The sequence below is a fragment of the Stenotrophomonas sp. YJH_SMC_14-1 genome (assembly GCF_059372275.1).
In genome coordinates, this window is sequence record NZ_JCAFVK010000002.1 from 695,284 (window position 1) to 709,779 (window position 14,496).

12 protein-coding genes are annotated in these 14,496 nt (G+C 68.2%); 2 read left to right on the top strand and 10 right to left on the bottom strand.

Features of this window, described 5'->3' with window-relative positions; genetic code table 11:
• Positions 1–25 precede the first annotated feature (25 nt).
• Genes AC5P9P_RS08150 through pilG form a run of 4 tightly spaced genes read right to left on the bottom strand, consistent with a single transcriptional unit; the run spans position 26 to position 3,416 of the window.
• Positions 26–2,062, bottom strand: a complete 2,037-nt coding sequence (locus AC5P9P_RS08150; protein WP_005410715.1) for a methyl-accepting chemotaxis protein — start codon at positions 2,060–2,062, stop codon at positions 26–28.
• Positions 2,063–2,103: 41 nt separating this feature from the next.
• The gene (locus tag AC5P9P_RS08155) at positions 2,104–2,634 is read right to left on the bottom strand and encodes a chemotaxis protein CheW (protein ID WP_005410716.1); all 531 of its coding nucleotides are present in this window, start codon (positions 2,632–2,634) and stop codon (positions 2,104–2,106) included.
• A complete protein-coding gene (locus tag AC5P9P_RS08160) occupies positions 2,634–2,996 on the bottom strand; it encodes a response regulator (RefSeq protein ID WP_005410717.1) in 363 nt (120 codons plus the stop codon). Before AC5P9P_RS08160 ends, AC5P9P_RS08155 begins: the two co-directional genes overlap by 1 nt.
• A gap of 18 nt (positions 2,997–3,014) precedes the next feature.
• On the bottom strand, positions 3,015–3,416 hold the full coding sequence (gene pilG, locus AC5P9P_RS08165) for a twitching motility response regulator PilG (RefSeq protein WP_005418455.1): 402 nt from the start codon (positions 3,414–3,416) through the stop codon (positions 3,015–3,017).
• A 240-nt stretch (positions 3,417–3,656) separates the two neighbouring features.
• Here pilG and gshB point away from each other — a divergent pair, with 240 nt between their 5' ends.
• Both gshB and AC5P9P_RS08175 read left to right on the top strand, forming a co-directional pair.
• The gene (gshB, locus tag AC5P9P_RS08170; protein ID WP_005410718.1) at positions 3,657–4,604 is read left to right on the top strand and encodes a glutathione synthase; all 948 of its coding nucleotides are present in this window, start codon (positions 3,657–3,659) and stop codon (positions 4,602–4,604) included.
• Entirely contained in the window at positions 4,604–5,488 is an 885-nt protein-coding gene (locus tag AC5P9P_RS08175) for an energy transducer TonB family protein (protein ID WP_111108631.1), read from the top strand. Before gshB ends, AC5P9P_RS08175 begins: the two co-directional genes overlap by 1 nt.
• 570 nt (positions 5,489–6,058) lie before the next feature.
• Here AC5P9P_RS08175 and tsaB read toward each other — a convergent pair.
• The 6 genes from tsaB to AC5P9P_RS08205 all read right to left on the bottom strand — a co-directional run bounded on the left by tsaB (position 6,059) and on the right by AC5P9P_RS08205 (position 14,451).
• A complete protein-coding gene (tsaB, locus tag AC5P9P_RS08180) occupies positions 6,059–6,772 on the bottom strand; it encodes a tRNA (adenosine(37)-N6)-threonylcarbamoyltransferase complex dimerization subunit type 1 TsaB (RefSeq protein ID WP_012481047.1) in 714 nt (237 codons plus the stop codon).
• A gap of 9 nt (positions 6,773–6,781) precedes the next feature.
• Complete coding sequence (yoaA, locus tag AC5P9P_RS08185; protein ID WP_049452989.1) at positions 6,782–8,830, bottom strand: DNA repair helicase YoaA; 2,049 nt, start codon at positions 8,828–8,830, stop codon at positions 6,782–6,784.
• Positions 8,831–9,382: 552 nt separating this feature from the next.
• On the bottom strand, positions 9,383–9,919 hold the full coding sequence (locus AC5P9P_RS08190) for a hypothetical protein (RefSeq protein WP_049404693.1): 537 nt from the start codon (positions 9,917–9,919) through the stop codon (positions 9,383–9,385).
• Positions 9,916–12,351, bottom strand: coding sequence for a penicillin-binding protein 1B (gene mrcB / locus AC5P9P_RS08195; protein WP_049404692.1), 2,436 nt, complete (start codon positions 12,349–12,351; stop codon positions 9,916–9,918). The genes AC5P9P_RS08190 and mrcB overlap by 4 nt, the downstream gene beginning before the upstream one ends.
• An 84-nt stretch (positions 12,352–12,435) precedes the next feature.
• Positions 12,436–13,488 carry a glycosyltransferase family 2 protein gene (locus tag AC5P9P_RS08200; protein WP_049404690.1) on the bottom strand — a complete coding sequence of 351 codons (1,053 nt, stop codon included), beginning with the start codon at positions 13,486–13,488 and terminating at the stop codon, positions 12,436–12,438.
• A 72-nt stretch (positions 13,489–13,560) separates the two neighbouring features.
• Positions 13,561–14,451: an SDR family oxidoreductase gene (locus tag AC5P9P_RS08205; protein WP_049404688.1), complete on the bottom strand. Its 891-nt coding sequence runs from the start codon at positions 14,449–14,451 to the stop codon at positions 13,561–13,563.
• Positions 14,452–14,496 lie beyond the last annotated feature (45 nt).

The window sequence follows — 14,496 nt, forward strand, 5'->3', positions numbered from 1 at the left end:
TTCCTTGCTCGCCGCCCTGCCCGCGTCACGCCGGCAGCTTGAAGTCGGCGACCGAACGACGCAGGTCGGCCGCCAGCTGCGCGAGGTGGCCGATCGATTCGGCGGTCTGCCCGGCACCCTGCGAGGTCTGGCCGGTGATCTGCCGGATCACGCCCATGGTGCGGGTGATGTCCGAGGCCGCGGCCGACTGCTGCTGGGCGGCGATGGAGATGTTCTTGATGAGGGTGTTCAGTGCATTGGACACGCGCTCGATCTCGGTCAGCGCGGTGCCGGCATCCTCGGCCAGGCGTGCACCGGACACCACTTCGGCGGTGGTCTGTTCCATCGAGGTGACCGCTTCGTTGGTATCGGCCTGAATGGCCTGCACCAGGTTCTCGATGCGTCGGGTCGCGCCGGAGGTACGTTCTGCCAGGCGCTGCACTTCGTCGGCCACGACCGCGAAACCGCGACCCGCTTCACCGGCCGACGCCGCCTGCACTGCCGCGTTCAACGCCAGGATGTTGGTCTGTTCGGAAATGTCGTTGATCAGTTCCACGATCGAGCCGATTTCCTGCGACGACTCACCCAGGCGCTTGATGCGCTTGGAGGTTTCCTGGATCTGGTCACGGATCTGGTCCATGCCCTGGATGGTCTCGCGCACCACGCCGGCACCTTCGGCGGCGATCACCACCGAACGCTGTGCCACGTCGGCCGACTCGGCCGAGTTGCGCGACACCTGTTCGATGCTCGCCGCGATTTCGCCGATGCGGTCCGACGCCGAGGTGATCTGGTTGGCCTGGTGGCCCGCCGCCTCTGCCAGCTGCATGGCGGTGGCCTGGGTTTCCTGGGTGGACAGCGCGACCTTGGCCGAGGTGTCGTTGATGGTGGTCACCAGGTGGCGCAGCTCGTCGACGGCGTAGTTGATCGCGTCGGCGATGGCGCCGGTCATGTCCTCGGTCACCGAGGCCTTCACCGTCAGGTCGCCCTCACCCAGCGAGGAGATTTCGTCCAGCAGCCGCATGATCGCCTGCTGGTTGCGGCTGTTGAATTCCACCTGGGTCTGGTAGCGCAGTTCCTGCTCGCGCGAGCGGCTGCGCACGTTGGTGGAAACGAAGCCGATGATCGCGATCAGCGACAGCGCACCGGATACCACACCGATCCAGAAGTTCGGGAACAGGCGGGTGTCAGACACCGAGCCGAACGAAGAGAACGCATCGAACAGCTTGCGGCTGTCATCCAGCATGTGGGCCGAACCCTGGCCCAGCGCGGTGGCGGCGGACTGCGCCGCGAACAGCTGGCGCGAGCTGGCCAGGATCGCGTCAGCGTCCTGCTTCATCGCTTCCCACTTCTGCTGCGACTGCTCCAGTGCGGCGACGGCGGCGGCACCGCGCACGGCGGTGATGCCCAGTTCCTCGTTGCCGTTGCGCAGGCCGTCGAGCACCTGCGAGAACACGGTGATGTCGCGTGCCAGTGCATCGCCGGACGTCGCTGCGGCGCTGCCACCGGCGCGCATTTCGGTCACGCGACGGGCCATGGAGCCGGCCACCACCACCTGCTGCAGGGCGCTGTACACCTGCGACGACGGCGCGCCGGAGGCCGACATCGCACGCACCAGCTCGTTCAGCTGGGCCTGCAGGCCCGGCACCGCACCGGTGAAGTTGTTGGCGTTGCCAGCCAGCGCCAGCACCGCCGGTTCACTGGCGACCAGCTGCCCGGCCTGCTTGCCCAGCGGCGCCCAGGTCTCGCCCAGGGTGGCGATGGCACCGGACACGCCCGGCTCCTTGCCGTAGCGCCCCTGCAGTGTCGACACGTTCTGTTCGATCGCGTTGCGGGTCGCCTTGAAGGCGGTGAACGCCTGCGCGTTGCCGCCCACCGCGTCACGGCCCTGGTTGGCCAGCTGCTGCGACAGCACCTGCAGGTCGGCCGCCTTGGAACCGGCATCGGCCAGGCGACTGCCCTGCCAGGTGGCGACGCCGGTGTTGACGCCGAACAGGATCATCGATGCCAGCAGCAGGAACAGCCAGAGGTTGCTGCCGCCCAGCCGCAGCTTGCCGGTCTTGGTGGCGTCCGAAGCAGTACTCATCGTTCAACCTCGATCTTCAATGCAGGGGGCGATGCCCGGCCTCAGGCCGCGGCTTGCCGGAATTCAGGGGTACGCGACAGCAGCGAGAGGGAGAACACGCCCCAGTCGTGGCCGTCGGCGTGGAAGGCGCGATCGACGAAGTGGCCGTAGCGCCCTTCGGCCAGCGTGCCGGCCGCGATCTGCTGGTCCAGTTCAAAGCTGCGCTGGCCGAACAGTTCATCGATGGTCAGGGCGACGTCGCCGCCGGCCTGGCGCATGATCAGCACGCGCTGGCCTTCCTGCTGCACGGTACGCGTGCCTTCCAGGAAGTACTTCAGGTCGACCACCGGGAACAGGTTGCCGCGCAGATTGCCCACGCCCAGCAGCCACGGCTGCGCGCACGGCACCGGGGTCACCGGCGGCATCGGCACGATTTCCACCACTTCGCGGAAATCGGACACCAGCCGGCGCTGGCCGACGCGGTAACCCACGCCACGCCAGAGGTCCTGGGCGAACTGCCGCTCGGGCAGCTGCACCGCGTGGGCCAGGCTGCGCCGTTCGTAGGCTTCGAGAATGTCGAAGGGCGAGCGCATCAGGCCACCAGTTCGTTGATCCGCGCGATCAGTTCATCCTCGCGCGGCGGCTTGACGATGTAATCGGCCGCGCCCTGGCGCAGGCCCCAGGCCTTGTCGGTTTCCATCGCCTTGGTGCTGACGATGATCACCGGGATGTGCTTGATCGCCGCATCACGGGCCATCGCGCGGGTGGCCTGGAAGCCGCTCATGCCGGGCAGTACCACGTCCATCAGCACCAGCTGCGGCACCTGGTCGCGGACCAGCTGCAGTCCATCCTCGGCATTGTCCGCCTCCAGCACCTCGTGGCCGGCACGGCGCAGCCACTGGGTGAACACCGCGCGGTCGGTCGGTGAATCCTCGATCAGAACGATACGAGCCATTGTGCCTTTCCCCCCTGGTCAGGCGTTGACGTATGTGCGGATGGCACCCAGCAGTTCTTCACGCGTGAAAGGCTTCGTCAGGTACTGCTCCGAGCCGACGATGCGTCCCCGCGCCTTGTCGAACAGGCCATCCTTGGACGAGAGCATGATGACCGGGGTCGCCTTGAACAGCTGGTTGCCCTTGATCAGCGCACAGGTCTGGTACCCGTCCAGGCGCGGCATCATGATGTCGACGAAGATGATCTGCGGCTGCTGGTCTGCGATCTTCGCAAGCGCTTCGAAGCCGTCGGTGGCGGTGACCACCTCGCAGCCTTCGCGCTTGAGCAGCGTTTCCGCAGTCCTGCGGATGGTCTTCGAATCATCGATGACCATCACCCGGAGTCCTGCGAGTTCCCCGCCCGCAGTCGTGTTTTCAGTCATTGCCTATCCCCAAGCGCACGGCCCGATCTCTGGCGGGGGCCGCTACGAAAGCGTATCTATATCGCACTTTCCGCGCCCGCTTCAAGGCCGCCCCATGGCGCGGGGCATGGCACCCTCCTGAACGTGACGGGTTTCGCAATGCGTGCGCGACCGCCGGGCGGACGCTGCGTTGCAGGACGGCGGGGAGGCGCGCGAGCGGCGTTGCCGCTACCATCAACGCCTTGCCTGACAGGTGCGCCCATGCCGTTGAACGTCATCGTGGTGATGGATCCCATCGCCCACATCAAGATCGCCAAGGACACCACCTTCGCCATGCTGCTGGAAGCCCAGCGCCGCGGCCATGCCCTGCACTACGTGCGCCCGGGCGGCCTGGCCCTGGAGGGTGGCGTAGCGGTGGCCCAGACCGCGCCGCTGCAGGTGCGCGACGACCCGGCCGGCTGGTATGAGCTGGGCGCGTTCAGCCGCACCGAGTTCGGCCCTGGCCAGATCGTGCTGATGCGCAAGGACCCGCCGGTCGACGCCGAATACATCTACGACACCCAGGTGCTGGACGTGGCCGCAGCGGCCGGCGCCTGCGTGGTCAACAACCCGCAGGGCCTGCGCGACTACAACGAGAAACTGGCCGCGCTGCTGTTCCCGCAGTGCTGCCCGCCGACCCTGGTCAGCCGCGACGCGAAGGTCTTGAAGGCCTTTGCGCTGGAGCACGGCCAGGCCGTGCTGAAGCCGCTGGACGGCATGGGCGGCCGCTCGATCTTCCGCAGCGGCCAGGGCGATCCGAATCTGAACGTGATCCTGGAAACCCTGACCGACGGCGGCCGCAAGCTGGCGCTGGCCCAGAAGTTCATTCCCGACATCACCGCCGGTGACAAGCGCATCCTGCTGGTCGATGGCGAACCGGTGGACTACTGCCTGGCGCGCATCCCGCAGGGCGATGAATTCCGCGGCAACCTGGCCGCCGGCGGCCGCGGCGAAGGCCGCCCGCTGAGCGAGCGCGACCGCTGGATCGCCGCCCAGGTCGGCCCGGAGATGAAGCGCCGCGGCATGCGCTTCGTCGGCCTGGACGTGATCGGCGATTACCTGACCGAGGTCAACGTGACGAGCCCGACCTGCGTGCGCGAACTGGACGCGCAGTACGGCCTGAACATCGCTGGCACCCTGTTCGACGCACTCGAGGCCGGCCTGCGCTGATGTCTGCCGCACCTGCCGTCCTGCCCCCGCCGCCGCGCGAAGCGCAACGGCTGGGGGCGACCATCGCGCTGTCGGTGCTGGTCCACGCCCTGCTGATCCTGGGCGTGGGCTTCGCCGTGAAGGGCGATGCGCCGCTGGTGCCGACACTGGAAGTCATTTTCAGCCAGACCCGCACCGCGCTGACCCCGAAGCAGGCCGATTTCCTGGCCGCGGCCAATCAGGAAGGCGGTGGCGAGCACGACCGCGCACAGCGTCCGCGCGACAACCAGGCCGGCATCGTGCCGCAGGCCCAGTCCGGAATCAGCCCGGTTCCACAGCAGCAGCAATCGGCCGCGCCGGTTCCGCCGCCACAGGCACGGGTGGTCAGCAGCCGCAATGGCGAAGAGGTGGTGGCGCAGGCGCAGTCCCGCCCCACGCCGGATCAGCCCGAACCGGATGCGCCCTTGAGCGCACGCGAACAGCGCGACGTGGAGATGGCGCGGCTGGCTGCCGAAGTACATCTGCGCTCGGCGCAGTACGCCAAGCGCCCGAACCGCAAGTTCGTGTCGGCCAGCACGCGTGAGTATGCCTATGCCAATTACCTGCGCGCCTGGGTCGACCGTGCCGAGAAGGTAGGCAACCTGAATTACCCGGATGAGGCGCGGCAGCGCCGCCTCGGCGGCCAGGTAGTGATCAGCGTGGGCGTGCGCCGCGATGGCAGCGTGGAGAGCAGCCGGATCCTGCGTTCGAGCGGGACGCCATTGTTGGATGAGGCCGCACTGCGGGTGGTGCAGCTGGCCCAGCCGTTCCCGCCATTGCCGAAGACTGAAGACGAAATCGACATCCTGCAGGTTACCCGTACGTGGGTGTTCCTGCCGGGCGGCGAACTGCGCGACGACCGGTAGGGTTTGTTGCCCGGGCCTGCGGCCCGGGACCCGCTGAAAGGCTAGAGCAACGGCAACAGCAACAGCGGCGGTTGGTGTACTGAAGCGTGGCGAGGCGGTGTCGGGCGGCGGGGACGCCGCAAGTACGTCCGTGTAGGCTTAGCCGCGGCATCCATGCCGCGGATACCCCGCCGCCCGACACCGCCCCGCCTCTGACAGATCGCGGCGCACCACTGCTTTGGTAGGTGTCGACCTTGGTCGATACACATCCACGCTACGCGTGGATGCGAGCGAAGCGATCCGCTTTTGACTTTGATTTTCTTTTTTGATTTTCCGTGGCGGACGCACACGGAAACTGTCAGAGGCCGGGCGGGTGGGCTGCGCAGGGGCGTGAGCCGCATGGGCCCGAGGCATGCCTCGGGCGGGTTGGGCAGGACGCCCAACCCCGGTCTTGCCGTGTGCGCAGGACAGCGCACACGAGCAAGCGGCGACCGAGCTTACAGGGACGTACTTGCAGCGCCCCCTGCGCAGCCCACCCGCCCGGCCAAACCACGGCTTTTGATCTACGCGACCAATCCCGCCACGAGGGGCTCAGCCGTTGGCCTTCGCCTTCGCCTCGCGCGCGGCCTGCTGCTCGACCAGGGTCAGCGCCACATTGTCACGCAGGTACGCCGGCTCGACCTTCTCCGGTGCAATGGCTTCGCCGCGAGCGAACGCCGGCACCGCCAGTGCCAATACATCCGACGCCCGCGGCAGCGCCGTCGCATCAAAGCCGCGCAGGCCGGTGCCCAGCTGGGTCACCAGTGCCCCCTCGGCTGCACCGAAACCGGTGCCGACACCGTAGGCCGACATCCCTTCCGGCAGCGCAACCGCAGCGGGTGCGCACACGCGCTCGGCATCGCGTGCCACCGGTAGGCCGTCTACACGTTCGAAGCGCGCGACATACAGCTCCCCCATCCGTGCATCGATCGCCGACAGGATCTGCGTTTCGTCCGCCGGTGCCCGCAGCGCCAGCACCTGCAGCGTCGAGACCGGCAGCAACGGCCGATCCAGTGCCAGCGCAATGCCTTGCGCGATGGCGATCGCCAGGCGCACGCCGGTGAACGCACCCGGGCCGCGGCTGAGCGCGATACCGTCCAGCTGGCGGCGGCTGATGCCTGCTTCGGCCAGCAGCGCCTCGGCCCACGGCAGGCTCAGTTCGGCATGCCGGCGCGGGGCGATCTCGAAGCGTTCCAGCACCTGCCCATCGACATGCAGGGCAACGGAACAGGCTTCGGTGGCGGTTTCAAAGGCGAGCAGTTTCATCGGATCGGGTCAGAACAGGGGGAACGTGGCACCGGGCGCCGGCTCGGGGCCGGTCGCAACGGCGGCCGGGGCAGCCGCATGATCGGCCACGGGCGCCCATTGTGGCGTAAAGAAGGCCTGCACATCGGCCAGACTGCGGGTACGGCGGAATGGCGGCAGTGAATCGAGGAAGACCCGGCCATAACCACGGTTGAGCAGGCGCGGGTCGCACAATACCAACACACCACGGTCGCTCTCACTGCGGATCAGGCGACCGACGCCCTGTTTCAGCGCAATCACCGCCTGCGGCAGCTGCTCATCGCGGAACGGATTGCCACCCTGGCTGCGGATCGCCTCCAGCCGTGCCTCGTACACCGGATCGTCCGGCGCCGCGAACGGCAGCTTGTCGATCATCACCACGCTCAGCGCCTCGCCCACCACGTCCACGCCCTCGCGGAAACTGGCCGAGCCCAGCAGCACGCCATTGCCCGATTCGCGGAAGCGCTGCAGCAGCGTCGCGCGCGGCGCCTCGCCCTGCACGAACAACGGCCATGGCCCATCACGCAGTGCCTCGGCGGCCTCGCGCAATGCACGGTGCGAGGCAAACAACAGGAATGCCCTGCCCTGCGAGGCCTGCAACACCGGCCGCAGGGTCTGGATCAACGCAGTACCGAAGCCCCGCGCAGCCGGATCAGGCAGGCCTTCGGGCAGGTAGCACAATGCCTGCTCGGGCCAATTGAACGGACTCGGCTGGACCAGCGTGTGCGGATCGTCCAGGCCCAGGCGGGTGGCGATGTGGTCGAAGCCACCGCCCACGGTCAGCGTCGCCGAGGTGAAGATCCATGCCGCGCGACTGCGTTCGCGATGCTCACGCAACGGGCCGGACACATCCATCGGCGTGCGCTGGCAGCGAAAACCACGTGGCGTGAGCTCGTACCAGAGCACATCAGCGGCAGTGGCGGTTTCCGCCGGGTCGGTATCGAAATCGAGGGCAGGTTCGTCATCGCCCAGCCAGCGGCTGAGCCGCGAGACCGCTTCGCGCGCCCGTGCATGGCAGGCATCCAGGCCCGCCGCGGCTTCGCGCAGCGGCTGCAGTGCCTGCTCCAGCGTCACCAACCCCGCCATCACCGTATCGAATCCATCGCGCACCTGCGGCATCGCCAACGCGCGCCATTGCGTGCCACGCGGCGGCAGTCCCTCCATCGCCGAACGCAGGGCCAGCAGCGCCTGCTGCAACTGGTCGACCGGTTCCTGCAGCGCGGACTGCGCGCCGCCGACGCCACGCGCTTCGGCCAGGCAGTCGCGGCCCAGTTCCTGCCACGGGCGCATGCCGAAACCTTCGCCGAAGAACTGCGCGGCCAATTCGGGCAGCTGGTGTGCCTCGTCGATGACGAAGGCCTGCGCCCCCGGCAGCAGTTCACCGAAGCCATCCTGCTTCAGGGCCAGATCGGCCAGCAGCAGGTGATGGTTGACCACCACCACATCGGCCGCCTGCGCACGCTGCCGCGCGCGCACCACGAAGCAGTCATCCCAGAACGGGCAGTCGGTACCCAGGCAGTTGTCGACAGTGGAAGTGACCATCGGCAGCAGCGGCGAATCATCGGCCAGGCCTTCCAGTTCGGCGATGTCACCGAACTCCGAACGACCGGACCAGGCCAGGATGCGCTGGAACTGCGCCGCCTGTTCGGGGCTGGAAAAACGCGGCTCGCCGCGCGCCTGCTGCAGGCGATAGCGGCACAGGTAGTTCGCGCGCCCCTTCAGCAGCGCACTGCGCAGGCCGACACCCAGCGCCTGACGCACCCGTGGCAGATCGCGGTGGTAGAGCTGGTCCTGCAGCGCGCGGGTTCCGGTGGAAATGATGGTACGCAGCCCGGACAGCAGCACCGGCACCAGGTAGGCAAAGGTCTTGCCAGTGCCGGTACCGGCCTCGGCCAGCAGCGGGTCACGCTGCTGCAGCGCATCGGCGATGGCTTCGGTCAGGTGCAGCTGTGCCGGACGCGGGACGAAGGCATCCAGGTGCGAGGCGAGCGCGCCGCCGTCGCTGAGGGCTTCGCGGCTGGCATGGACAAGGTCGGACATCAGAGGGAAAGGATACCCGGCCGGGCGCTGCCCGGCACCCGTTTCAAGCCAGGGCAACAGCAAGAGCAAGAGCGTTGTTCATGGCTCTGGGTTGTACTGAGGGTTGGCGGGGGACTGTGGGTTTGCGGGGACGCCGTGAACCCGTCCCTGGGGGCTTGGCCGCGGCATCCATCCCGCGGACACCCCGCAAACCCACAGTTCCCCGCCTTCGACAGTTTCCCGGTGACGGAGGGACGCGCTTCGTAGCGTCGAGCTTGCTCGACTGGCAGCTCAGAAGCTGTGGCAGGAACGGGAAAAGAAGAGGGACTACTGCGAGCGCGCGCAGCGCGCGACCCGCTTTTGTTTTTGATTTTGTTCTTGCCTGCGGCCCGCGCGATGTATGGCGGGCCGGGTGGGTGGGGCGTGCAGGACCGTTGGCGCCATGGATGGCGCCATCGAGCCCCCAGGGATGGGTTTACGGCGTGTCCTGCACGCCCCACCCACCCGGGCCATCACCCGCATCCATCAGTGCGCGCGCCGCGGAGGGGGCAGCGCCCGATGGAGTGGAATACCTCAGTACCGCTTGATCCCCGGCACCGTGCAGCCTTCCAGCTGCGCATGCGCCGACACCGCATTCTCCTTCTCGCCCCGCGCCAGGCGAGACTGCTCGATCGTCGCCCAATGCCGGCGGCACAGCGGCCCTGTCTTCGAGCCCAGGTCGACCGCCTTGCGCGCGAACGCCTCCGCCTGCGCCCACTGCCCCTGCAGCAGCGCCAGCTCGGCGCGCTCCTGCAGCACCGCCGGGTCGCCGGCGACGATTTCCAGCGCGTGGTCCAGGCTGCTGGCGGCACCGGCCAGATCGTTGGCTTGGCGTTGCGCCTGCGCGGTCACCCGCAGATCTTCCACCTGCGAGTCACGCAACGGCTGCACCGACAGCTCCTTGTCATCCGGGCCAGCGGCTGCGTCAACTGCGGCCAGGCGCTGCGCCGGCGTGGTGGTATCGACCGGTTTGACCACCGGCGGTGCACTGCTCACGCAGGCGGCCAGGGACAGGCTGAGGCCGGTCAGGGCCAGGGGCTGCAGCAGGGATCGCATGTTCATCGGCATCATCGGCTCGGGGGAGGAGTGGCGGCGGGCGTCGCGGCAGGTTCGGCAGGCACTTCCGGCTTGCGGTCCAGGCCGAACCAGCTGCGCCAGCCACCACCCTCGCCTTCGGCCTCACCCTGCCCGTCCGGCGACACCGCCGGTGCACAGGGCGCATAGGCCGGCGCATAGCCGACCACGAACGGGAAGCGGCGCGCTCCCGGGCAGCCTTCGTCGGTCGTGTTGAGGCCGCTGGCGGCCACCGACTGCCAATCCAGGCCCTTGTTGCTGACCCGCAGCGGCGCACTGGGAAGGCGCTGGAAGATGCCCGACCAGACCCGCATCGCGCCGGTGGCGCCATACAGTCCGGCCTGCTCGTTCTGGTCGTTGCCGATCCAGATCACCGCCAGGTGATCGCCGGTGTAACCGGCATACCAGCTGTCGCGACCATCGTTGGTGGTACCGGTCTTGCCGGCGGGCTGCAGGCGGCTGAGGCCATCGGCGTTGAGGCGCTGCGCGGTACCGCTGGCAACCACCTGCTGCAGGCCCACGCTGATCAGGTTGGCGGCAATCGAGTCGCCCTCCTGGGCCGGTGCCGGGGTCTTGTCGTAACGCTTGAGCAGCTTGCCCTGTGGATCGAGCACGCCACGCACCGCGTGCAGCGGCTGGATCTCGCCGCCGGACGCGAGGAACTGGTACAGCTGTGCCATCGCGTATGGGCTCTGGTCGGTCGAACCGAGGATCACCGCCGGATTCGCTTCGGCCTTGATGCCGGCCAGCACGTGGATCAGCTGGGTCACACGCTCGGGGCCGACCTGCATGCCCACGCGCACCGTGGCCTGGTTGTAGGAATGCGCCAGCGCGTCGATCAGGCGCACGGTACCGTGGCTGCGGTTGTCCGCGTTGCCCGGGCTCCAGTTGCGGCCACGGCCGAGCTGCACCGTCACCGGCGAATCGTCGACCCAGCTGGCCAGCGAGTAGCGGTCCGGCTGCGCCAGCGCCAGCAGGTACACGAACGGCTTCAACAGCGAGCCGACCGGGCGCTGTGCTTCGATCGCTCGATTGAACCCCACCTCGGACACCTCACGGCTGCCGATCACCGCCAGCACGTCACCGTTGTGCACGTCGGTCAGCACCATGCCGGCCTGCAGTTCGGGACGGCGCTTGCTTTCCAGCGACTTGATGGTGCGGGTCACCGCGCCTTCGGCATAGGCCTGCGCAGACGGCGACATGCCGGTCATCACGCTCAGGCCGGCGCCCTGCAGCGCCGATTCCGGATAGTCATGGCCGAGCTGGCGGCGAACCAGGTCCACATAGGCCGGGAAGCGGTTGGCCGCCACCAGGCCCGGCGTCTTGGGCACGCCCAGCGGCGCCTTCAACGCACGCTGGTACTCGGCATCGTCGATCAGCGTCGCCTCATGCAGCTTGCCCAGCACGAAATTACGGCGATCCAGCGCGCGTTCCGGGTTGCGCCGCGGATCGTAGTAGGACGGGCCCTTGACCAGGCCGATCAGCAGCGCGATCTGCTCGGTTTCCAGCGATTGCAGGTCACGGCCGAACCAGAACTCGGCGCCGGAAGACATGCCGTGGATGGCCTGGCTGCCGCGCTGCCCCAGGTACACCTGGTTGAGATAGGCCTCGAAGATGGTGCGCTTGTCGTAGCGCGCCTCCATGATCAGCGCGTACAGCACTTCGTTGAATTTGCGGGTGACGGTCTGTTCCTTGCCGATACCCAGCAGGCCGCTGCGGGCCAGCTGCTGGGTCAGCGTGGAAGCACCCTGGCGGCTCTGGCCACCGGAGCGGATCGTCACCCACACCGCGCGCGCAATGCCGGACAGATCGATGCCGTGATGGCGGTTGAAGTCCTTGTCCTCCACCGCCTGCAGGCCGGTCACCAGCAGGTCAGGCGCCTCGTCCATGCGGATCAGGCGGCGTTCTTCCTGCTTCTGCCCGTACAGGGTGGCAATACGTGCCGGGTCCAGGCGCGCAGCCTTCAGCGCCTTGCGGTTGTCAGCGTCACGCAGCGAGGCGACCGCACCGTCGGCCAGCGACAGTTCCAGCCGGCGCGGTGCGACGCGGCCATCCACATCGTTGTAGCCACGGCTGGAAATGACGAAGCGCCCGCCGTTCACCGCATAGGTAGCCGGCTCCTTGCCCTGCCCGTCATCGCGGTAGGCGGATGCGGCGAGCTCGGTCTTCAGGGTCGCCGCGTCCATCGCCTTGCCGGGTGTGAGCACCAGCGGCCGCGCATATACCCGGGTCGGAATCTGCCAGCGAAGTTCGCCGAAGCGCTGGGTCACCTGTTGGTTCAGGTACAGCGTATAAGGGATCAGGAAGCCCAATCCCAACGCGACCGCAGCCATGCTCCAGGTGATCAGGCGACGCCGCCACAGCGGGCTGTCATCCTGCTGGTCGTCGTCGAAATCGTCGATGTCGTCGGAATCGTAGCGTCGGGGCACGGGCATGCAGGCAGGTAGGGTCTGGCGAGTCTAACGCAGGCGCCGCGGTGGCTGGCAGGCAATGGCCCGCGGTTTCACTGCAGTTCAAGCAGCGCGCGGCACCCGCCACCCGGCCCAGGCGCCCGCAAGCGCCGCCCAGCCCCCTTTCCAGCCGCCCCCCGCCAGGCAGACGTTGGCCAGGCGTGCGATCAACCGCGGCGCATCATGGGCGATCCAGCCTGCCGGCACGTCCGCGCGGCGATACAGCTGCAGTCGCGACCAGGCCATGCGCCAGGCGAGCGCGTGAAGTCCCTGGAAGCGCTCCGGCGCCACCACCACGCCGCGCTGCCCCAGCAGATCGGCCAGGGCAAGCAGGCGCCCGGCCGTGCGCTGGCGCGCCTGCGAATCGAACAGATCGAGATGGCGCAGGCGTTGCAGGAAACCGCGGCGACTGGCCCCGATCTGGTTGTTCCCATGCTGCCGGTAGTCGATGGTCGGTTCGGCCAGCATATCCAATCCTCCACGCAGCGATGCGTGGACCGCCAGCCATTCGTCGTGGCTCCAGCCCGGCGGGACCGGCAGCGATCCGGCCAGCAGCCCACGGCGCAGCGCACAGGTGGCACCGGTGATGAAGTTGCGCAGCAGGATCGCATCGATCGCAAGGCCCGAGCGTTCCAGCTCGACCTCGGCCGGATGGACCACCAGCACCTCCAGCAGCCGCTGGCCCAGCGGCGCGCCCTGCGCGTCCACCAGCCGTGCGTCGCTGTGCAGCAGCAACAGGCCCTGGTAGGCGTGGAAGCGTTGAACATAGCGGCGGACACGCCCCGGATGCCAGACATCATCCTGGTCGCACAGGAACAGGATGTCGGCCTGGCAACGCATCAGTGCATCGGCGAAATTGCGCACATAGCCGAGATTGCGCGCGTGCTGGACGATCTCGACACGGATGCCCAGCGCCTGTGCACGCGGCACGAAGGCCTGCAGCAGCTGCAGCGTCTGGTCGCTGGAACCGTCATCGCCGATCATGACTTCGTTCACCGGAAGATCCTGGTCGAGGATGCTGTCCAGCTGCGCCTGCAGGTAGCGCGCACCGTTGTAGGTGCACAGCGCGACGCCAATGCGCTCGGCAGGGGCCGATCGGGATGGCGCGTCAGGCATCGAACGTACTCGCGGAAACAAGGGCCGGGGGATGGTAGCAGAGCCCCCCAAGAGGATGGATATGGTGGCTGGCTAGCCGTTGTCGGGATACGCAGCGATCCGCTGCACGGCCTGGGCCGCGCTCATCGGTCGCCACGTGTCCGCGTCGGGCTGGAACGGCCGCGGATGTACGTCCAGCAGCGCCTGCAGTGGGCCATTGTCCGCAATCAGATCCTGCTGCAGGCGTGACACCGGACCACGCGCCCGCGGCAGCACCGCGGCCAGGCCCCGCAGCGCCGCGCCCGGCAACGGCAGCGCCAATGTCGGCTGTGCCAGGCTGGCGTGCACGCGGCGGAACATCGCGTGATAGGGCAGGCGCTCGCCACCGCCGATTTCCAGCACCCGTGCCGACGCTGCACCGGTGGCGATGCAGGCCACCACGGCGCGGGCGATATCGTCGGCATGCACCGGTTGGCGCAGGCCTCCCACCAGCGGAATCGGAAACAGGCGCAGACGCAGCGCACGCTGCACGATCGGGGTGATGCTGCGGTCGATGCCGGCCCCATAGATCAGGGTTGGGCGCAGGATCGTCCAGCCCATGCCAAGACGCTCGGCCTGCGCGATCAGGCCCGCTTCGCCCCGCTGCAGCATCGCCACAACGTCCTGCTCGTCGGCCTGCTCGGAATCCTGCTTGCTCAGCAAGCTCATCGAACTGGTGGCGATGACCTGCCGCGCCGGGGCCGCCGTCTGCCGCGACAACCACTGCGCCAGTGCTTCAAGGGGGCCGAAGCTGGCAATGGCCTGCCAGTCCGGAGACGGCACGCTGTCCAGCGCAGCCGCCAGGTCCCCGCACAGCCACTGCACGCCGTCCTGTGCCGGTTGCGGTCGCCGGCTCACTGCCTGTACCCGCCCATGCACCTGCACCAGGCGCGGCAGCAGGAACCGGCCGATCTGGCTGGTGGCTCCGGAAACAAGGACGGTCATCTGCACTCCGTGGGGATGTTGCGGGGGTGGCTACTATAGCGGCCC